This window comes from Pseudomonas sp. B21-040 (genome assembly GCF_024748695.1).
Lineage (GTDB): Bacteria > Pseudomonadota > Gammaproteobacteria > Pseudomonadales > Pseudomonadaceae > Aquipseudomonas.
Map to the genome: position 1 here is coordinate 4496064 of NZ_CP087176.1, position 20401 is coordinate 4516464.

Genomic DNA, 20401 nt, shown 5'->3' on the forward strand with positions numbered 1-20401 from the left:
CCTCTAAAGTGCATCCAGGCACGTGAAAAACATGAACCGGGCAAGGATTCGCAACCATGAACACTGAGCAAGAAACGACCTCTGACGGACCGCGGCTTAACAGCGCGGAAATCCGAATTTTGGGCTCGCTGATCGAGAAACAGGCCACCAGCCCCGAAACGTATCCGCTGACCCTCAATGCCCTGGTGATCGCCTGCAACCAGAAAACCAGCCGCGAACCGGTGATGAACCTGACCCAGGGTCAGGTCGGCCAGAGCCTGCGGGCGCTGGAAGGACGCGGCTTCGCCAAACTGGTGATGGGCAGCCGCGCGGATCGCTGGGAGCACAAGGTCGACAAAGCCCTGGAACTGGTGCCGGCACAAGTGATTTTGACAGGCCTGTTGTTCTTGCGCGGCCCGCAGACGACCAATGAATTACTGACCCGCAGCGGGCGCATGCATGAGTTTGAAGACGCCGAACAGGTGGTGCATCAGCTGGAGCGTTTGATTGCCCGGGGCTTGGCACTGTTGATTCCAAAGCAGGCCGGCCAGCGGGAGGACCGGTATATGCATGCGTTGGGCGATCCGGCAGACATCGAGGTGATTCTGGCGGCACGGCACAATCCGGTGGAGCGAGGCAATGCCAGCGGGGTGTCGGTTGAGCGAATCGAAGAGCTTGAAGCGCGAATTGCCGCGCTGGAAGAACGCCTGGCGCGCCTCGAATAACCCGTAGCAGCTCGTCCGGCTTGTAGCAGCCGTCGAGCAGCGCGAGGCTGCGTCCGGCTTTTAGCAGCTGTCGAGCAGCGCGAGGCTGCGTCCGGCTTGTAGCAGCTGTCGAGCCGCGCGAGGCTGCGTCCGGCGGCGAAGCCGTCGTGAGTCAGGCTAACGCTGTCTGTCTGAAACACCGCAAGTTCTGGTTCAGCGCCTGCTTCGCAGTCGGACGCAGCCTCGCGCGGCTCGACAGCTGCTACACGCTGCTACAGGTTACTCACCGTCCCAATAATCCACGCCGTCGCCCGGCCGGGCGATGGCAACGAAGCCCGAAGCATTGCCCTCGGCATCCACCTTGAAATCATCCATCACCGCATATTTACCGGAATCCGGGTACTCGCAAATTTCCGGTGATTGCTGGGTGCTCACCGCCAGATAGCGCAGTTCAGCGTTGCTGGTATTGATGATCTGATGCGCCGCTTCCGGACCACCTGGCGGACAAGCAATCACGTCGCCCGCACGGATGGGAAAACGCTCGGTCCCGAGGCGTACCTCCCCTGCCCCGGCCACGACGTAAAACATCTCCTCGTTGACCCGATGGCTATGAAACGGGCTGCCACGCATGCCCGGTTCCAGCGCATACAGCCGATACCCAAGCTTTTGCGCGCCCAATTGCTGGCCAACGCGGGCGAAACGCTGCTGGTAGCGACCGGCCGTGTCGCCGGTAGGAGCCAGGGCTTCGGGCAACGGTTCAAGATCGACCTGGTTCAGATTGAGAATGCGCGGGTGCATAGGCACCTCCTAGCTGCGGGCAAATTCCACGGCTTTGTGAAACTGCTCATCCGTGGGCCTTACACCGGTGTACAACACAAACTGCTCCAGTGCCTGGATCGCGATCACTTCCAGCCCCGTGATGACTCGCTTGCCTTGCGCACGACCGCTCACGATCAGCGGCGTTTCCGAGGGAATTGCCACCACATCGAAGACAGTCTGCGCGCTGGCAATCGCGTGCGCATCAAACGCCAGTTGATCAGCTTCCGGACCGCCCGTCATGCCAATCGGTGTGACGTTGATCAGCATTTGCGGGCGCTGTGCGCCCAGTTCCGCTTGCCATTTGTAGCCCAGCGACTCAGCCAGGGCGCGTCCGGCGCGTTCATTTCGGGCGACGATCAAACCGTTTTTGTAGCCGCCATCACGCAACGCGCTGGCCACGGCCTTGGCCATGCCGCCGCTGCCGCGCAGGGCAAAGGTCGACTCTTTGGGCACTTCGTGGGTCTTGAGCAGTTGTTCGATGGCAATGTAATCGGTGTTGTACGCCTTTAAATGGCCATCGGTATTAACGATGGTGTTGATTGATTGAATGGCCGCCGCCGAGGCGTCCAGTTCATCAACCAGCTCGATACACGCTTCCTTGAACGGCATCGACACCCCGCAGCCACGAATGCCCAAGGCGCGAATACCGCCGACAGCGCCGGGCAAATCCTGGCTGCTGAAGGCCTTGTAATAGAAATTCAGGCCCAGTTGTTCATACAGATGATTGTGAAACCGCAGGCCGAAGTTGCCGGGGCGCCCCGAGAGCGACATGCACAGCTGAGTGTCTCGGTTGGGGTTCATCTGCATGAAACTTTCTCCTTCAATAGCACTTTCAGATGGACGGGATTAGCCAATCCATCGGGTCTGATCGATCATAATCAAAGGCCTGCGCGAGGTAGCGCGGGTCCGTCAGGAAACCGGTACAGACCTTACACAAAATTTACCTATCGGCCGTGCTGTTTTTCAAAAAAAAGCTGTCTTAGAGGTATCCCCGCGACAATCCTTGGGTCTATTGCAGACGCAAGCGCCGGGTCGAAAAGACGAGGATTTATCATGAACCGTAAAATCACCACAGTGGCCTTGCTGATCGGCGCACTCGCTGTCGCAGGGCAGGCACAAGCCCATGGCGGTGGTTGTGGTAACTGCTGGCAAGGTCCGGCGATTTTTGGTGCGCTCGTCGGCTCGGCCATTGTCGGTTCGGCCGTGATCAACGCCAACCGGCCGGTCTATGTTCAACAACCGGTTTACGCTCAGCCGGCGCCGGTTTACATGCAACAACCGCCACCGGTTTATTACCAGCCTGCACCGGTCTACGTGCAACAGCCGGTCTACTACGCCCCGGCACCGGTTTACTACGGTCCCCCACGTGGTTATTACGGCCCGCCGCGCGGTTACTATGGCCCTCCCCGTGGTTATGGCCACTGGTAACAACATTCCCCGGCCCCGCCTCAACAGCGGGGCTTTTTTGTGACCGTTCGTCGGCGAACGTCTGGATAAATCGCGTCAAGGTCGCTGTGGGGACAGAGTGGGTGGTTCAAATGGGCAAGATTGACATGACCCGCCCTCGCCTTGCGCCAAACGGTCATATTTTTGTCATATCAGGTCCGCAAGCTTGGATCTGTCCGCAAACAACAGGTTGATAACAACAAGGACGACCTCATGCCTACGCAAAACCCGCACCGCATTGTCGGTTTGTGCACTTCCAGCAAGGTGTACAACGCTTTGACCGAACTCAAGCACCTGGAAGGCCATCGCAGCGCCAAGTTTCTTTCGCTGCTGGCGGAAAACCTGGTACGCAAGGGCCTGCTCAACGAACACGAAGTGGTTCACATGCTGGATCTGGTCGTCGACTGAGGCGAACACTCATCGGCGTCAATGACCACTATCGAACGTGTTGATTGTCCGTTCCTGCGCGAAGTCCTTAAGGTAGCTCCATAGATTGATGGAGGTACTTATGTCCCAGGTTCAGATCATGTCCGTTATCGGCAGCGCCGTTCCCTCATCGCTTAGAGAACTGGGTTTGCTTGCCTGTTGGTATCTGGTGCAGGACGGCGAAGCGATCAGCGGTCCGCTCACCTCGCTACCCGCCGCCCAGGCCTTGTCGCAGCGCATCGGCCAAGGCCTGCTCAGCGCCTAAGGCAACTGCACCCGCGGTTTGGTTTCGATGAAAATGTCCCAACTCGACATGAACAGGGCCGCGATCAGCGGCCCGATAACGAAACCGTTGAGGCCAAAGATCGCCAGACCGCCCAGTGTCGAGATGAGGATGAGGTAGTCCGGCATCTTGGTGTCCTTGCCCACCAGGATCGGTCGCAAGACGTTATCCACCAGGCCAATCACAAAAACCCCGTACAGCCCCAACGCCACACCCTGCCAGATCGCCCCGCTGAGCAGGAATAACGCCGCCACCGGCGCCCAGACGATCCCTGCCCCCACCGCTGGCAACAGCGACAAAAACGCCATCAGCACCGCCCAGAGCAACGCGCTCGGGATGTCCAGAAACCAGAATATTGCCCCACCCAAAGCGCCCTGCGTGATCGCCACCAGCAGGTTGCCCTTGACCGTCGCCCGCACCACGCGATTGAACTTGAGTTGCAAGCGACGCTTCTGGTGCTCCTCCAGCGGCACCGCCGCGCGAACCTTGCGTGCTAGTTCGGCGCCGTCACGCAAAAAGAAATAGAGCAAATACAGCATGATGAAAAAACTCACCACAAAATCAAACGTGCCCTGGCCGAAGCTGAACGCCTGAGTGGCGAAAAACTCATTGCCCGTCACCGCGCTCTTGATGATTTTCTCCCGCAGCCCGCTCAATTCGCCCACCCCGAACCGGTCAAGCAGGTGCTGGAAGTACGGCGGCAGGCTGTGCTTGAAATGCGAGACGAACCCGGCGATATCCAGCTCACCACTTTCGATGCTTTTGTACAGCGTGGTCCCCTCTTGAACCAGCAGGAAGCCAAGGATGATCACCGGCAGGATCGCAATCACCAGACAGATACTGAGCGTGAACAGTGACGTCAGGTTGCGCTCCCACCCCAGTTTCAATTGCAGTCGGCGCTGCATCGGCGCAAAGAGGATGCCGAGGATCACCGCCCAAAACACCGCACCGTAAAACGGCAGCAGAATCCAGATGAAGGCGGCGGTCACCAGCCATAGCAAGATCACCAGTGATCGGTTGTGTACGGTTTCTTCGCTCATGTCCGGTCCGTGTCAGTGCGCAGGGGGACGCAGGCTCTTGTACTGACGAGCCTTTCTGATACTTAGTCCGCCACGGTTCGCGCGAGTGCCATCCGTTTGTTCATCAAGCATAGATCCAGATCAATAAACCCCTCGGGCAAGCCGATTACGCTCCCTGGCTTTTGCGACCGACACTGCCATGACTCCCCTCGCCCCCGAACTGCTCGCCCCTGCCGGCACCTTGAAAAACATGCGTTATGCCTTCGCCTACGGCGCCGATGCGGTGTACGCCGGCCAGCCGCGCTACAGCTTGCGGGTACGCAATAACGAATTCGATCACGCCAACCTCGCCCTCGGCATCAAGGAGGCCCAGGCCCAGGGCAAGCGTTTTTACGTGGTGGTGAACATTGCGCCGCATAACGCCAAGCTCAAGACCTTCCTCAAGGACCTGGCACCCGTAATCGCCATGGCGCCGGACGCGCTGATCATGTCGGATCCGGGCCTGATCATGCTGGTGCGGCGACACTTTGCGCAGATGCCGATTCATCTGTCGGTGCAGGCCAACACCGTGAACTGGGCCAGTGTCGAGTTCTGGCAGCAACAGGGGTTGAGCCGGATCATCCTGTCGCGGGAACTCTCGCTGGAAGAAATCGGCGAAATCCGCGAACAGGTGCCGGCCATGGAGCTGGAGGTGTTTGTCCATGGCGCGTTGTGCATGGCCTATTCCGGGCGCTGCCTGTTGTCGGGCTACATGAACAAGCGCGATGCCAATCAAGGCAGTTGCACCAACGCCTGCCGCTGGAAATATTCGGCGCAGGAGGCCACGGAAAATCAGCTCGGCGAAATCGTCCAGCAATATCAACCCGAACCGACCCTGGGCCTCGGCCCCCCCACCGACCAGGTGTTCCTGTTGCAGGAAGCCAATCGGCCAGACGAACTGATGCCGGCCTTCGAGGACGAACACGGCACCTACATCATGAACGCCAAGGACCTGCGCGCCGTTCAGCACGTCGAGCGTCTGACGCACATGGGCGTGCACTCGCTGAAAATCGAAGGCCGGACCAAGTCCCATTTTTATTGCGCGCGCACTACGCAGGTGTATCGCCGGGCCATCGACGACGCCGTGGCCGGGCAAGCATTCGACCGCAGCCTGATGACCGACCTGGAGTCGTTGGCGCAGCGTGGCTACACCGAAGGATTTTTGCGACGGCATGTGCATGACGAATACCAGAACTACCAGAACGGCAGCTCGGTGTCGGAACGACAGCAGTTTGTCGGTGAACTGACCGGAGAGCGCCGCGATCGGCTGGCTGAGGTCAAGGTGAAAAACCGCTTTGGCCTGGGCGATCACATGGAACTGATGACCCCCAAGGGCAACTTCCATTTCGATTTACATCAGCTTCAGAACGCCAAAGGCGAACCGATTGAAGTCGCGCCGGGGGATGGGCACACGGTGTACTTGCCGATTCCGGATGCGGTGGATCTGAACTTCGGATTGCTGATGCGCGACGTCCGCGTGACCTGAGCTCCAAACACGAACGGAACCCTGTGGGAGCGAGTTTGCCAGTCACGCGAACTCCTCGCGCAGCATCGCCACAAACGCTTCGCGCGCCGGGTGAACCCCGGCGTTTTCATGCCAGTAAAACAAATTGTCGATAGCCGTCAGCTCAGGAAATTCATACCCCGCGCACCCCGCCCCCTTGGCGTACTGATCAAACACCCCTTTGGGCACTAACGCGACACCGGCACCCGCGCTGACACACCCGACAATCGCGCCATAACTCGCCAGACTGACAATCGGCAGCGCCAGCCCCTGACGCAACAACCAATGTTCCAGCGCCGCCCGATACGGACAACCCTGGGGCCACATGAAGACGGTCTTGTCCTGCAAATCCGCAATGCTGTGCACCGCTCCCAGCGACGTTGAGGCAATCAACAAAAGCTCTTCGCGGTACATCGGTGTGCGCTTGAGTTGAGCGCGCTCGACATCCACGGCGACGATGGCGCCGTCGAGCCGGTGGTTGAGTGTGTCGTCGAGCAATTGGCCCCAGCTGCCCGTGGTCAATTCCAGCGCAACTGCGGGATAGCGCTTGTGGAATTTCGCCAGCAGCCGCGGTAAGCGACCGGTGGCCGAGGACTCGATGGCGCCGATGCGCAGCGGCCCGGAGGGGTCGGCTGACGGGTCCAATGCGCGCTTGGCCTCAACGGTCAGCGCCAGAATTTTTGAGGCGTAGGACAAAAACGTTTGCCCCGCCGCGCTGATGCGCAGCCCTCGACCCTCGCGCAGAAACAGCGCCACCCCCAATTCCGTCTCCAGCGCCTTGATCCGCGCCGTGATATTGGATGGCACGCAATGCAGCAACTCGGCGGCCCGGGCGATGCTGCCGACATCGGCCACGGTCTTGAACATGCGAATCTGCGCCAGCTCCATAATCATCACCAAAAGTGAACGGTCTACGCAGTATAAGTCAGTTGTGGAGAGCAATCCGAGTTCTGATACTCAATGCACCTACCTGATGGTGCACGACCATGAATTCACGCACGCACGCTCCCCGCTCGCCCTGGAAAATCATCCTCGCGATGGCTTTTGTCGTCGCGTGCTGGGGCTATTCACCGACCGGCATTCATATCGGATTGCAGGCCTATGACCCCGGACACCTGGCACTGCTGAGGTTTCTGATGGCCTCGGTGTTCATGGCGGTCGTCGCCGCGTTCAAAGGCATCCGCCTGCCCAGGCCTCGCGACCTGCCGTGGCTGGTTGCTCTCGGGTTTTTCGCGGTGAGCCTGCATCACGTCGTACTGAACATAGGCCAGCAGCATGTCACTGCCGGGGCTTCCAGCGTGTTGGCACAATCGACACCGTTGTTCAGCACGCTGCTGGCGCGTTTTGTGTTCAAGGATCGGGTCAGCCTCTGGCGCTGGGGCTGCATCGTGTCGGGAATGATTGGCGTGGTGATTGTGGTGGCCGGTGATCACGGACTGGGCGGCCTCGATGTTTACGGTTTGTTGATCTTGCTGGCAGCAGTGTCCTGGAGTTTTTACTTCGCCTTGCAGAAGCATCATTCCACGCGCTATGACGGCCTGACGCTGGTGTGTTACACGGTCTGGTCGGGCACGGCGCTGTTATTGATTTACCTGCCGGGATTGGCCAGCGAGGTCGTCAGCGCGCCGGTTCATGTGCAGTGGGCGGTGCTGGCGTTGGGCATATTTCCCAGTGCGCTCGCCTATCTGGCGTGGGCGTTTGTACTGGCCCATGTGGACTTGAGCCGCGCAACCATGACGCTGTATCTGATCCCGCCGACCGCGATGGCCATCGCCGCTTACGCCTTGGGTGAACAGCCAACACTGATGGTCGGCGTCGGCGCCCTCGTGATTTTGATCAGTGTGCTGGCATTGAATATGGAACGACGCGCCACCGTTACCGCGAGCGGCCCGGTGCGCCCCTGAACGGCGGTAGCGCCGGGTTAAAGAATTACTGGGGGCTGCCGACCTTTTCAGTTCACATGTATGTGGCACTTATCGCCATGGATTGCCTATGACCCGCTTTGTTGTTATCGGTTTGCTGACGTTGATTTCAGGTTGCGCCAGCAAGCCAATACCTGCCCCCGCGCCCAAGATACCGCCCATGACAACGGAGGAAATGCTCGACGAGCCACTGCTGACTCACTCGGTCATGCGTGATGCAGACCTGCTCAGCTATCTGGTGAGCATTCCCGAGCGAAACATGAAAAACACGCAATCGACCTTGCAGATGCAAGCCAACTGCGACGCCACCGGTGCCACCGCCCTGTTCCTCGACACACGTATCGTCTCCGGTTCCAGCACAGGGTCCTACAAGTCGCCCAAGAACACTCCATTGTCTGCGCCACTGCTGGCACGCCTGGCGCAGAACCCGAGCTTCGTCGATGCCTGCGCGGGAACGCCCCCTGCGGATTGGCGTGTGGCCTTGGGCGGCGACACGGAACGCCGGCTGCTGATCGACCGCAACAGCTTCAAGGCACAAGGCAGTTCCGTGTTGTTCTGGGGCGCGATTGATGAGCCGGCATTGCTCACCGACGCGAGCTATAAAGTGTTATTCGGACAAACTCGCAGCCGTTATCAAGTCGATTGCAAGGGCCAGACCTACCGCGTATTGAGCGAGTTCAAACTGGACGAAAAAGACCAGATCACCCGAGGAACGCTGCTTGCCGACGCCCCGCAAACAACCTTCGAGCAAGGTGCGGATGTCCGGCCTTTGTTGAAAGCGGCCTGCGCCCCGGCCTCCCAACTGTCGACCCTGGCGCCCTACTCTCCCCGCCGTAAAGTGGCGCAGGTCTATCAATCCAGACCCGTTGCGGCAAACGTACTCAAGTCGATTGCCGACCTGAACCTGGCACCGCCGGCCAAGGCGATCAAAAAGATCGAGATTCACTCGAAAAACGTCGGATACCTGGGCGGCGCGCCGTCGCAGAGCGAGCAACGCTACGAAATCGATCCACAAAGTGGCCAGTTGAAATTGCAGTGGCCTGGCAAGGTGATAGACACCTACTCGGTCAATTTCCGCGGGCTGTTGACGCTACGCCTCGACAGCCAATACACCGACCGAAAACTGCCCGTGTCATACGCAATCGATACCGAAAACCTCACATTCACCGGCGACTGGAGAACGATGGCTGTCGGTTCATCGTTGGGCTATCACATCACCCAACAGCGTCGCAGCACGCTCAAGGGCACCTCGCTCAACAGCGAAAAACTCGAGTGTGTGGTCGAGCGCCAGATTGACGCCGTACAGGTCAACACTTCATTGCAAGGCGGCGCAAAAGAACTGGCGTGCACGATTGAAGGGGGTGAGCTCAAAGTGAGCGTGACGATGTATTACCTTCAGGATTACGGTTACTTCTTCCGGTCGCGCTATCAGGCTGGATCGATAACGGATGTGCGAACGACCTTGCTAGCTATCGAGTGAACTGACACAGAACCTGTGGCAAGCGCCTTCGCCACACAGTTTCAGCCACCCGGTGAAAACCGGTCGCGGCTGTTGGTCAGGTGCAGCCACATCGCCGCACGCGCCGCATCCGGGTCTTGCCGTTTGATGGCATTGAGAATCGCCTCGTGCTCGAGGTTGGCAAGCTGCCCGAGCTTGCTCAAATCTGCCGCACCGCGCTCGACGGCGTTGACGCGAGTCCGGGGAATCATCGCACTGCCCAGGTGCTGCATGATTTCGGTGAAACACACATTGCCGGTGGCTTCGGCGATCAACAGGTGAAAACGCCTGTCAGCCTCGACGCAGCTGTCGTTATTGGCCAGCAGGCTTTGATAGTCGTCCAGCGCTTCACGCATTTGCGCCAACTGCGCTGGCGTACGGCGTGTCGCCGCCAATGCGGCGGCCTGAGTTTCCAGGCCCATGCGCAATTCCAGAATGCTGCGCACCCCCAGTGCAGTGTCGACATTCAACCGCAACCCTTGCTCAGGGGCACGCTCCAGCACAAAGGTGCCGATGCCATGTCGGGTTTCCACCAGGCCTGAAGCCTGCAACTTCGAAAGCGCCTCGCGCACAACGGTGCGACTCACCCCATGCTCCTGAACAATCGTGTTCTCCGACGGCAGCTTGTCGCCCGGCGACATCTGCCCGAGCAGGATGCTCTGGGTCAACTTGGCCACCAGGTCATGGGCCAGGTTGTGAGTGCGCTTGCGGGCAGGCGCGTCGAAGTCTTCTTGCATGGCGATCATCCAGAAACAGGGCTGGTTGAATCGTAGCACTGCGCCGGGCGGGAATCTCGACTAAACCTCACCATCTTGTATGACAACACTCAACAAAACAACCAAACAGCCCCTTTAAAGACACAAGCACAGCCCTGAAACAGAAGCCGCATCTGCCAAACAAGTGCCATTTTGTTGAGCAACACCTATTGCGAAGCCAAAAAACCTAGTTGTATGATGTCTATCAACAACGCAACACCAGATACACCCCGCATAACAATAACGAGTGGGAGAAAATCCAGTGAATACATCCATACCCGGGATGAACGATGGCATCGATTGCGCCTTGAAATCAGCCATCGCGAAAGTGAAACGACATGTCCTTCCGCTGTTCGTCATCATGTTCATCGTCAACTACATCGACCGTGTGAACATCGGTTTCGTCCGCGCCCACATGGAACATGACCTAGGGATTGGCGCTGCCGCCTACGGCCTCGGGGCCGGGCTGTTCTTCATCGGTTACGCGCTGTTCGAAGTCCCCTCCAACCTCCTCCTGCAAAAAGTCGGCGCACGAATCTGGCTGACCCGCATCATGCTGACCTGGGGCCTGGTGGCCGCTGGCATGGCGTTCATCCAGAACGAAACCCACTTCTACATCCTGCGATTCCTGCTGGGCGTGGCCGAAGCCGGATTTTTCCCTGGGGTGATTTATTACTTCACTCGCTGGCTGCCGGGGGTTGAGCGCGGCAAGGCGATTGCGATCTTCCTCAGTGGCTCGGCGATCGCGTCGCTGATCTCCGGCCCGCTGTCCGGGTTACTCTTGCAAATCAGCGGCTTTGGCCTGCATGGCTGGCAATGGATGTACTTCATTGAAGGGATGTTTTCGGTCGGGTTGTGCGTGTTCGTCTGGTTCTGGCTGGACTCCAAACCCCACGACGCCAAATGGCTGAGCCGCGAAGAACAGGATGCGCTGGTCAATGCCATCGACGACGAGCAACAGGCCCGCGAAGCCGCGACACCGATCAAACCGTCGCTGGGCAAGCTGCTCAAGGATCGCCAGATCATTCTGTTTTGCCTGATCTACTTCTTTATCCAACTGACCATTTACGCGGCGACCTTCTGGCTGCCGAGCATCATCAAGAAGATGGGCGATCTCAGCGACATTCAGGTCGGGCTGTTCAACTCCATCCCGTGGTTGCTATCGATCGTCGGCATGTACGCGTTCGCAACGCTATCGACCAAGTGGAAACACCAGCAAGCCTGGGTCGCCGCCGCGCTGCTGATCGCCGCCGCCGGGATGTTCATGTCCACCACGGGCGGGCCGATCTTTGCCTTCGTTGCGATCTGCTTTGCCGCGCTGGGCTTCAAATCCGCTTCATCGCTGTTCTGGCCAATCCCGCAGGCGTATCTGGATGCGCGGATCGCCGCGGGCGTGATCGCGCTAATCAACTCGGTCGGCAACCTCGGCGGTTTCGTCGCACCGACCACCTTCGGCCTGCTGGAAGAACACACCGGCTCGATTCAGGGCGGGCTGTACGGGTTGGCAGCGACCTCAATCATCGCCGCGATCATTGTCTTCGCCGCCCGCAACAAACCGAAAACCGCGCCTACCACCGCACTGGGCAATCCAGCGCCCAATCACGCCTGATCTTTTGTTTTGAAGGATAAGAAAATGCACTCACAAGACACTGCAAAAGCGCCAATCATCACCAGCATGCAGGTGGTACCGGTGGCCGGCCACGATGGCATGCTGCTCAATCTGAGCGGCGCCCATGGCCCGTTTTTCACCCGCAACATCGTGATCCTCAAGGACAACGCCGGTCACACCGGTGTCGGCGAAGTCCCGGGTGGTGAGCGGATTCGCCAGACACTGGAAGACGCCCGTTCACTGGTCGTCGGCAGCCCGATTGGCACTTATCAGAAGATCCTTAATCAAGTGCGCCAGACCTTCGCCGATCGCGATGCCGGTGGTCGCGGTTTGCAGACGTTCGACCTGCGCATCACCATTCACGCGGTCACGGGACTTGAAGCCGCCCTGCTCGACTTGCTCGGCCAGCACCTCGACGTGCCGGTCGCCGCCCTGCTCGGCGAAGGTCAGCAGCGCGATGAAGTGAAAATGCTGGGTTATCTGTTTTACCTCGGTGATCGCCGGCAAACCGATCTGGCCTACCGCAGCGAACCGGAGGCCGACAACGACTGGTTCCGCATCCGTCACGAAAAAGCCATGACCGTCGACGCAGTGGTACGCCTGGCGGTCGCCGCGCACGACCGTTATGGTTTCAAGGACTTCAAACTCAAGGGCGGTGTGCTCAGCGGCGACGAGGAAATCGAAGCGGTCACCGCGCTGGCCGAACGCTTTCCGGATGCGCGAATTACGCTCGATCCGAATGGCGCATGGTCACTCAAGGAAGCGATCCGCCTGTGCCGGGACCAGCATCGCGTCCTCGCTTACGCCGAAGACCCATGCGGGGCGGAAAACGGTTACTCGGGCCGTGAAGTCATGGCCGAGTTCCGCCGTGCCACCGGCCTGAAAACCGCCACCAACATGATCGCCACCGACTGGCGGGAAATGGGCCACGCCATCCAATTGCAATCGGTCGACATTCCTCTGGCCGATCCGCATTTCTGGACGATGCAGGGCTCGGTTCGCGTGGCGCAGATGTGCCACGAATGGGGCCTGACCTGGGGATCGCATTCCAACAACCACTTCGATATTTCCCTGGCGATGTTCACCCACGTCGCGGCGGCCGCACCGGGCGACATCACCGCCATCGACACCCACTGGATCTGGCAGGACGGCCAGCGCCTGACCAAAGCTCCGCTGCAAATCGTCGGCGGCTGTGTGCAAGTGCCGAAGAAACCGGGGCTAGGGGTTGAACTGGACATGGATCAGTTGGCCAAGGCCCATGAGCTGTACAAAGGCATGGGGTTGGGCGCACGGGATGACAGCGTGGCGATGCAGTTTTTGATCCCGGGCTGGAAGTTCGATAACAAACGGCCGTGCCTGGTGCGCTAATTCTCTGTCGTTATGTTTTGTTGGGCCGCTTGCAGCAGCCAGTCCTTGAACGCCGTCATGGCCGCCGTTTCAGTGCGGGACTGCAAGCGGGTCAGCCAGTAGCTGCCGGTAGTGATACCAATTGCGAAAGGCTGCTCGATCGCACCTGCCGCCAGTTGCCGGGAAAACATCAGCGGCGGCGCCAGTGCGATACCGGCGCCCTGAAGCGCGGCCTCCATCATCGCCAGTGAAGAGTCGAAAACGATGCTCTTGGCGGGCGGTGTATTGGCCGGTAATCCGCAGGCCTGAAACCACTCGGACCATTCGTCTGTACGGTAGGAACGTAACAAGGTTTGTTGCAACAGATCCTCAGGCGACTGCAATTGCCGGGCAAGTTCAGGAACGCATAACACCGACAGCGGCGCATCGATCAACCGCAACGCTTCAACGCCATGCCAGGCGCCGGCGCCAAATCGAATGGCGTAATCCAGACCTTCGGCGGCGACGTCCACACGGTTATTGTTGGTCGACAGGCGTAAATCTATGTACGGATGTTTCACATGAAAATCCGCCAGGCGTGGCAGCAACCACCCCACCGCAAACGTGCCCACCGCTCCCACCGATAACACCTCCCGATAATGCCCGCCTTCAAAGCGTTCGAGGGTTTCAGCGATTCGGTCGAAAGACTCGCGCAATACCGGCAGCAAGGTTTCCCCCTCGCTGGTCAGCATCAGCCCGCGTGGCAAGCGTTTGAACAGGGTCACGTTCAGTTGCGCCTCAAGACTTTTGACCTGATGACTCACCGCCGCCGGCGTCACGAACAGCTCCACCGCCGCCCGCGTGAAACTCAAATGACGCGCGGACGCCTCGAAAGCGCGCAATGCATTTAGCGGCAAGTGAGGACGAATCATGCCAACTCCATAATTTTTCTAATGGCTAACCCGAGATTTCGTCGTTTGTCGAAGTTCGGCAGACTGCCTAGATTCTGCTCGCCTGTTAGCTAGCCCGTTTTGCAAGAGCGCATGGAGTGTAGCGGGTTAACATCATCACAACTCATGAAGAGTGAATCAGACATGTATCAATACAAACTGCCAAGGCTAGCGACCTACAGCGTTTTCGCACTTCTGCTCGGCACAGCGCCGTGTTTCGCTGCAACACCGTCCGACCAGCAGCTCGAAGCCTTGGTCAACGCCACCGTCGGCCCGGTGATGCAGCAACAGAACATCACGGGACTCGCCGTTGCGATCACCCAAAATGGTCAGCAGCATTACTTTAATTACGGCGTAGCATCCAAAGAGGATGGCAAACCGGTCAGCCAGGACACCCTGTTCGAAATCGGTTCGGTCAGCAAAACCTTCACTGCCACGCTGGCCGCCTATGCACAGGCCAGCGGCAAACTGTCCCTGTCCGATACAGCCAGCGCTGTTTTACCAGCCTTGCGCGGCAGTGCGTTCGACCACATCAGCGTATTGCAATTGGCCACTTACACCGCTGGCGGGTTGCCGCTGCAGTTCCCCGACAACGCAGACCACGCGGATAAGATGCTGGGTTATTTCAAGCAGTGGACACCGGTGTATCCCGCCGGAACCCATCGCCAGTATTCGAACCCAAGCATAGGGCTATCCGGTTACCTCGCCGCCTACAGCATGGGCCAGCCGTTCGATACCCTGTTGGAAAAGACCTTGTTGCCGAAACTGGGCCTTGAGCACACCTACCTCAATGTCCCCAAAAACCAGATGGGGCTTTACGCGCTGGGGTACAACAAAGACGACAAGCCGGTGCGTGTCGAGCCGGGTGCTCTGGACTCCGAAGCCTACGGCGTGAAAACCAGCGCCTCGGACTTACTGCGTTTTGTCGAAGCGAACATGAAACCGGCAGGGTTGGAAAAGCCGCTACAGCAAGCCATTGCCACCACCCACACCGGTTATTACACCGTGGGCAACATGACGCAGGGGCTGGCCTGGGAGTTCTACCCCTACCCGGTCACGCTGGATCGGCTGCTTGCCGGTAATTCGACCGAGATGGCAATGGAAGCGCACAAGGTCAATTGGTTGAACCCGCCGCAGCCACAACAGGAAAACCTGTTGTTCAACAAAACCGGCTCAACGGGTGGCTTTGGTGCCTATGTCGCGTTCGTACCCTCGAAGGACATCGGCATCGTGATCCTGGCCAACAAAAATTACCCAAACCCGGAACGCATCAAAATCGCCCACACGATATTGAGTGCCCTGACTGAATAACCAAGAGCAACGCGACTCCTGTAGCAGCTGCCGAGCCCGCGAGGCTGCGCTCGGCGACGAAGTCGTCGTGAAATCAGACGATGCAGTTTTTCAGGAAAACCGCGTCCGCCGGGTTTACGACGACTTCGTCGCCGAACGCAGCCTCACAGGCTCGGCAGCTACAGACGGATGGGTGACCCTTTGAGGTCACCTATTGTCGTTATGTCGCTCGCTTAATGCCGAGTCACTGGCGAACCGTCAGACGCATCGTCCTGCGGAACAAGGTTGTCCCGCACCTGGGTCACCAACAACTCAGCGATCATCGCCAACTGCTGGATCGAAAAGATTTCACCACGGTTCGGCGCGTCCAGTTTTGCCGCAAAATTCTCGAGCAGGGCATTCAGCGATGCGAGGGTTTCGCTGGCTTGCCTTAGCAGCGTCAGCGTGTCGACGCCGGGGACAACGGCGAATATCTGCCGAGCAGTGGGAACACGCCTGGGGCGTGGAATGACCGCCACTTCTGCGGTACCACACACCTTCACAGAATCGGGATGATCGGCATCGGTGGGCGTTTGCGGTTGTTGAGGCTTACTGATCTTTTTCACAGGCGGGGCTCCTTTTTCCACGGGGGGTTTCGTCCTTGGGTCCCTCAATATCGCGGACTTCAACAAAGGCTAGCGGTGCGCGCTGTAGGGCACCAGTTCATCAAGTGCTACACAACTTGAAGGAAATGTCCGAGGCCCGTGAAGGCGGGTACTTCACCTGCAAAAAAAATGGGCGATCGTTTAGATCGCCCATTGTCATGACGGAGACTGAAATCGGCGTTCAATCCCACCCATCAAAAGGAACAGACGCCCTCACCGTTTCAGTCATCCGGCATTTCCGGGGGCTTGGCCGGTTTGCCCGCTTTGCCAGCCTTTGCGCCCTTGGTGCCTTTGGCCCCATTGACGGGTTCGGCTTCAGCCGGGGGGGCTACGACCGCCGGCGCGGTGGCTTCTTTCTCAGCCGCTGGCAGGGCATCGATGGTGTCGAAAATCTTCTTCAAATCGACGGACTTTGACTCATCCCCCGAACTCTCAAGCTTCTTCTCGCCGTCCTTGCCGATCAGGATCACTTTGGGCAACGCCCCCGCACCAAGTTTCAGCGAGCGGATCAGTGCCATGGTGTCCTGCTGACCGAGGTCCCTGCCGTCAAGCTGCCCGAACATGTTCAGCACGCTGTACACCTTGATATTGCGTTGAGCGATCCCCTCTTTGTTGGCCGGATCAGCCAGCGACTTTTTCAGTCCCGTCCAGACCGGGTCGACGGTACTGGGCGCGATAACAATCAATGGCCTAAACCTGCCCTTGTCTATATCCAGCGGTGAATCGCCCTCGGCTGCGAACAAGGGACCGGCGAAAGCCAGCAAGGTTGTCAGGGTCAAAAACCTGATGAGCATGCGCATCTCCTTTTGATAACCACGCTCTAATGATTGCGCATCGCGGCGTTCGTTCCGGTGACGCACCGCAATTGTGTTTCGCCTTGACCCAAGCTTAGGTCAGGGCGGTCATTGCGCAACAGGCTGAGCTACTCTCATCACTTAAAACGACCCACCTGAACCGCCGTGAGGACAACTCCATGAGCGCTCAGTTGAACCACACCATCGTCTGGTGCCGCGACAAACAGGTTTCCGCGAATTTCCTCGCCGAACTCCTCGGCCTGCCCGCTCCCGAGCCTTTCGGCCCCATGCTGGTCGTCAAGTTCGATAACGGTGTGTCGCTGGATTTCTACAACAATGAGCCGCCGATTGCGTCCCAGCACTATGCGTTTTTGATCGGTGACGATGACTTCGACAACGCGTTCGCGCGCCTGCAAGCATGCGGACAGCCTTGGTGGGCTGATCCGGGCAAGCAGCGGCCGAAGGAAATCAATGAGTACGCAGGGGGACGGCGGGTGTATTTCGATGACCCGGACGGGCATCTGCTGGAAATTTTCACCCGCGAGTGAAGCTGGCGCATGGGGTTGAATCAGAACGCCAGTTTGTAACCGATCAAAACCAACATGGTTGCCAGGCAAGGGCGCAACAGTTCATCGGAGATGCGCCCGGTCAAATGGCTGCCCAACCAGATACCCGGCAGCGAACCGATCAGCAGGTAACCCAGCACATGCCAATCCATGTTGCCCATGCTCGCATGGCCAAGCCCGGCGACCAGCGTCAGTGGCACGGCGTGGGCGATTTCCGTGCCGACGAGGCGGCGGGTTGGCAACAGCGGGTACAGGATGAACAATGCGACGGTGCCCAGGGCGCCGGCACCAATGGACGTCAACGCAACCATGGTGCCCAGCACCAGGCCCGTGATGACGGTCATTACATTGAGGCGCGAACCGCTGGGGTTATAGTTGCCACCCGCGCGTTTGTGCGCGAAATCGAGCAGGCGCTTCTTGAACAGAATCGCCAGCGCCGTGGCGAACAGGACGAACCCCAGCGCTTGTTTGATGATGGCATTCATCGTTTCAGGCGCGGTGTGCAAGCTGCTCAGGAACCACAACGTCAACGCCACTGCCGGTACGCTGCCGAGGGTCAGCCAGCCGGTGATCGCCCAGTCGATGTTGTTGTTTTTCCGGTGAACGAGCACGCCACTGGATTTGGTGATTGCCGCGTACAGCAAATCGGTGCCGACTGCCGTCGCGGGGTTGATACCGAACCACAACAGGATCGGGGTCATCAATGACCCGCCACCGACGCCCGTCATGCCGACAATAAAGCCAACGACCAACCCGGCAATGACCAACCCGATGTTCACTAATTCCATTGATACGTCCACAAAGATCGCAGGGAAAACTGGCCCGCAGCATAGCGATTTTTCTTATAACCACTTATATCGATGCGAACTATCGTTATACCCGAGACATAACAACACCCCATTCCCCTGTAGGAGCTGAGCTTGCTCGCGATAGCGGTATAACATTCAACATATGTGGTGGCTCAAAGTCCGCTATCGCGAGCAAGCTCAGCTCCTACAGGGTTTGTGTCGGGGTTTATTGCACCGGCAGGAAATTCAGAAACAACAGACTCTGCGCGTAGTTCAAGCCGATGCGCCGGTAGCGTTCGTCCAGCATCTGCGTCAGTAAATCCAGGCGTGCGACGATTTTGCCGAATTCCACGGCAAAACTCAGATTGCTGCCCTCCTCCGAAATTTCATTGGAAAAAAGCAACGGCTCACCATTGCTGTTTTGCCGTTGGCTGAGAATCCACGTGGCGATCTCGATGTTGCGCGCGGCATTGCTGACGAACGTCGGGTTGATCGCATCCGTCATGTAGAACTCCAGACGATTGCCGTGAGCGGTCACCAGCATGCTGCCAATGGCATAGATAAACGCACCGACCCGGTCACCGAGAAATTCCGGGCTCATGGCATACCGAAGGGCCGCCAGGTCTTTTTTACCGCCCAGGGTGGGCAACGGCGTTTGCAGCTCGATGGCCATGCGCACTTGTTTGCCAGCGGTTCGGGCATCGAGGAAACCGGATTTCTTCAGCTCATCGGGGTTGCGCAGGTAAAGCTTGCTCATCAGCAGGTAGAGGCTGTCGAGGTTGTCACGCATTGTCAGCGTGGCCATGCGGTCGACGCTGGTCTGCAGGAATTCCTGCGGCCTGCCTTCACGGAACTGGCTGACGATGTCGTTGCCCTGCTGCTGGCTGCAACCGCTGACAAAGAGCATTGTCAGGCAGGTCGAAAGCAGGCAACAGCGGTGGATCGGTGAGGTGATACGGGGTAAAACTCGAGCCATGGGTTCTTGAACTTGGGCATGGGCCGACGGTGGGGATCGCCGCCGGCTGCCCAAGGATAGAGCCACCAAAACCAGAAAAGTGCAGTGCCGGTGGTCCGTGGGCAACGATACCGACAATCTGCAGCTGAGATTTCGTCGTGTTCGCTATCACCAACTATCTAGTGCGCTGCGGAACCACCGGGGCATTTTGCTGCCCATTTAATATCCACCGAGTTACAAAAAGGAGGTTTTCATGCGGACCCTCGAATTGGCCGGCTCCCAGGTTCCGGTCATCGGCCAGGGCACCTGGCGCATGGGCGAGGATCGCTCGGCGCACCGGCATGAAGTCGCCGCCCTGCGGCTGGGTATCGAGTTAGGCATGACGTTGATCGATACCGCCGAAATGTATGCTGAAGGCGGTGCCGAGGAAGTGGTCGCTGAAGCCATCAGTGGTCTGCGAGACAACGTCTTTCTGGTCAGCAAGGTCTACCCCCACAACGCCAGCTGCAAAGGCATTCCCCAGGCCTGCGAGCGTAGCCTTCGGCGTCTGAACACCGATTACATTGACTTGTACCTGCTGCACTGGCGTGGCCAGTATTCCCTGGAGGAAACCGTCGAAGCCTTCGAACGCCTGCGTGAAGACGGCAAGATCGGTCGTTGGGGCGTGTCCAATTTCGATGTGGACGACCTGCAAGAACTCGACTCACCGGCCTGCGCCACCAATCAGGTGCTCTACAACCTGGAAGAGCGCGGCATCGAATTTGATTTGCTGCCCTGGAGCCAACAGCATCGCCAGCCATTGATGGCTTACTGCCCGATCGGTCAGGGCGGGCAAATGCTGGCCCATCCGGCGCTGAAAAAGGTTGCCGCCCGTCATGGGGCGTCACCGGCTCAAGTAGCGCTGGCATGGATTCTGCGGCAGAGCGGCGTGATCGCCATCCCCAAAGCGGTCAAACCTGAACACGTGCAATTGAATGCGCAAGCCGCGCAGTTGCGGCTCGAACCCGGGGATCTGGAGGCGCTGGATCACGCGTTTCACGCGCCACAACGCAAACATCGGTTGGCCATGGTCTGAACCATCGCCG

The 20401-nt window shown here is 58.7% G+C and carries 22 protein-coding genes; 12 read left to right on the forward strand and 10 right to left on the reverse strand.

Features of this window, described 5'->3' with window-relative positions:
- Nucleotides 1-56: 56 nt before the first annotated feature.
- Nucleotides 57-704, forward strand: coding sequence for a YceH family protein (locus tag LOY55_RS20555; protein WP_223522519.1), 648 nt, complete (start codon nt 57-59; stop codon nt 702-704).
- A gap of 258 nt (nt 705-962) precedes the next feature.
- Here the strand turns inward: LOY55_RS20555 and LOY55_RS20560 are convergent, their stop codons facing one another.
- Both LOY55_RS20560 and LOY55_RS20565 read right to left on the reverse strand, forming a co-directional pair.
- Entirely contained in the window at nt 963-1481 is a 519-nt protein-coding gene (locus LOY55_RS20560; protein ID WP_223522518.1) for a cupin domain-containing protein, read from the reverse strand.
- A gap of 9 nt (nt 1482-1490) precedes the next feature.
- A complete protein-coding gene (locus LOY55_RS20565; RefSeq protein ID WP_223522517.1) occupies nt 1491-2309 on the reverse strand; it encodes a shikimate 5-dehydrogenase in 819 nt (272 codons plus the stop codon).
- Nucleotides 2310-2555: 246 nt separating this feature from the next.
- Here LOY55_RS20565 and LOY55_RS20570 point away from each other — a divergent pair, with 246 nt between their 5' ends.
- The 3 genes from LOY55_RS20570 to LOY55_RS20580 all read left to right on the forward strand — a co-directional run bounded on the left by LOY55_RS20570 (nt 2556) and on the right by LOY55_RS20580 (nt 3639).
- Nucleotides 2556-2930, forward strand: coding sequence for a hypothetical protein (locus tag LOY55_RS20570; protein ID WP_109786652.1), 375 nt, complete (start codon nt 2556-2558; stop codon nt 2928-2930).
- A 231-nt stretch (nt 2931-3161) separates the two neighbouring features.
- On the forward strand, nt 3162-3356 hold the full coding sequence (locus LOY55_RS20575) for a hypothetical protein (protein ID WP_007944773.1): 195 nt from the start codon (nt 3162-3164) through the stop codon (nt 3354-3356).
- Between the two features lie 100 nt (nt 3357-3456).
- Nucleotides 3457-3639 carry a hypothetical protein gene (locus tag LOY55_RS20580; protein WP_046032584.1) on the forward strand — a complete coding sequence of 61 codons (183 nt, stop codon included), beginning with the start codon at nt 3457-3459 and terminating at the stop codon, nt 3637-3639.
- On the opposite strand, the gene LOY55_RS20585 is transcribed toward LOY55_RS20580, so the two are convergent.
- Nucleotides 3636-4697: an AI-2E family transporter gene (locus tag LOY55_RS20585; protein WP_077431768.1), complete on the reverse strand. Its 1062-nt coding sequence runs from the start codon at nt 4695-4697 to the stop codon at nt 3636-3638. The genes LOY55_RS20580 and LOY55_RS20585 overlap by 4 nt on opposite strands.
- A 178-nt stretch (nt 4698-4875) precedes the next feature.
- Between LOY55_RS20585 and yegQ the strand changes: the two genes are divergently transcribed.
- Entirely contained in the window at nt 4876-6201 is a 1326-nt protein-coding gene (gene yegQ / locus LOY55_RS20590; RefSeq protein ID WP_046032586.1) for a tRNA 5-hydroxyuridine modification protein YegQ, read from the forward strand.
- Nucleotides 6202-6243: 42 nt separating this feature from the next.
- Here the strand turns inward: yegQ and LOY55_RS20595 are convergent, their stop codons facing one another.
- Nucleotides 6244-7107, reverse strand: coding sequence for a LysR family transcriptional regulator (locus LOY55_RS20595; RefSeq protein ID WP_046032587.1), 864 nt, complete (start codon nt 7105-7107; stop codon nt 6244-6246).
- A gap of 98 nt (nt 7108-7205) precedes the next feature.
- Between LOY55_RS20595 and LOY55_RS20600 the strand changes: the two genes are divergently transcribed.
- A complete protein-coding gene (locus tag LOY55_RS20600; protein ID WP_223522516.1) occupies nt 7206-8123 on the forward strand; it encodes a DMT family transporter in 918 nt (305 codons plus the stop codon).
- Between the two features lie 178 nt (nt 8124-8301).
- Nucleotides 8302-9621 (forward strand): hypothetical protein, encoded by a 1320-nt coding sequence (locus tag LOY55_RS20605; RefSeq protein WP_258666546.1) that lies wholly within the window; start codon nt 8302-8304, stop codon nt 9619-9621.
- 41 nt (nt 9622-9662) lie between these two features.
- On the opposite strand, the gene LOY55_RS20610 is transcribed toward LOY55_RS20605, so the two are convergent.
- Nucleotides 9663-10376, reverse strand: a complete 714-nt coding sequence (locus tag LOY55_RS20610; RefSeq protein ID WP_223522514.1) for a FadR/GntR family transcriptional regulator — start codon at nt 10374-10376, stop codon at nt 9663-9665.
- A 280-nt stretch (nt 10377-10656) separates the two neighbouring features.
- On the opposite strand from LOY55_RS20610, the gene LOY55_RS20615 reads away from it, so the two are divergent.
- On the forward strand, nt 10657-12003 hold the full coding sequence (locus LOY55_RS20615; RefSeq protein WP_046032591.1) for an MFS transporter: 1347 nt from the start codon (nt 10657-10659) through the stop codon (nt 12001-12003).
- A 24-nt stretch (nt 12004-12027) separates the two neighbouring features.
- A complete protein-coding gene (gudD, locus tag LOY55_RS20620; protein ID WP_223522513.1) occupies nt 12028-13371 on the forward strand; it encodes a glucarate dehydratase in 1344 nt (447 codons plus the stop codon).
- On the opposite strand, the gene LOY55_RS20625 is transcribed toward gudD, so the two are convergent.
- Nucleotides 13368-14261, reverse strand: a complete 894-nt coding sequence (locus LOY55_RS20625; protein ID WP_046032593.1) for a LysR family transcriptional regulator — start codon at nt 14259-14261, stop codon at nt 13368-13370. The genes gudD and LOY55_RS20625 overlap by 4 nt on opposite strands.
- 162 nt (nt 14262-14423) lie before the next feature.
- Between LOY55_RS20625 and ampC the strand changes: the two genes are divergently transcribed.
- Nucleotides 14424-15590 carry a class C beta-lactamase gene (gene ampC / locus LOY55_RS20630; RefSeq protein WP_258666551.1) on the forward strand — a complete coding sequence of 389 codons (1167 nt, stop codon included), beginning with the start codon at nt 14424-14426 and terminating at the stop codon, nt 15588-15590.
- A gap of 212 nt (nt 15591-15802) precedes the next feature.
- Here the strand turns inward: ampC and LOY55_RS20635 are convergent, their stop codons facing one another.
- Both LOY55_RS20635 and LOY55_RS20640 read right to left on the reverse strand, forming a co-directional pair.
- Nucleotides 15803-16174 (reverse strand): DUF6124 family protein, encoded by a 372-nt coding sequence (locus LOY55_RS20635; protein ID WP_046032595.1) that lies wholly within the window; start codon nt 16172-16174, stop codon nt 15803-15805.
- 260 nt (nt 16175-16434) lie between these two features.
- A complete protein-coding gene (locus LOY55_RS20640; RefSeq protein ID WP_046032596.1) occupies nt 16435-17007 on the reverse strand; it encodes a DUF4174 domain-containing protein in 573 nt (190 codons plus the stop codon).
- A gap of 179 nt (nt 17008-17186) precedes the next feature.
- On the opposite strand from LOY55_RS20640, the gene LOY55_RS20645 reads away from it, so the two are divergent.
- On the forward strand, nt 17187-17555 hold the full coding sequence (locus LOY55_RS20645) for a VOC family protein (protein ID WP_046032597.1): 369 nt from the start codon (nt 17187-17189) through the stop codon (nt 17553-17555).
- 20 nt (nt 17556-17575) lie between these two features.
- Here the strand turns inward: LOY55_RS20645 and LOY55_RS20650 are convergent, their stop codons facing one another.
- Both LOY55_RS20650 and LOY55_RS20655 read right to left on the reverse strand, forming a co-directional pair.
- Nucleotides 17576-18361, reverse strand: a complete 786-nt coding sequence (locus LOY55_RS20650; protein WP_077431761.1) for a sulfite exporter TauE/SafE family protein — start codon at nt 18359-18361, stop codon at nt 17576-17578.
- A 226-nt stretch (nt 18362-18587) separates the two neighbouring features.
- A complete protein-coding gene (locus LOY55_RS20655; protein ID WP_258666557.1) occupies nt 18588-19337 on the reverse strand; it encodes a hypothetical protein in 750 nt (249 codons plus the stop codon).
- Nucleotides 19338-19569: 232 nt separating this feature from the next.
- Between LOY55_RS20655 and LOY55_RS20660 the strand changes: the two genes are divergently transcribed.
- Nucleotides 19570-20391 carry an aldo/keto reductase gene (locus tag LOY55_RS20660; protein WP_077431759.1) on the forward strand — a complete coding sequence of 274 codons (822 nt, stop codon included), beginning with the start codon at nt 19570-19572 and terminating at the stop codon, nt 20389-20391.
- The last annotated feature ends 10 nt before the right edge of the window (nt 20392-20401 follow it).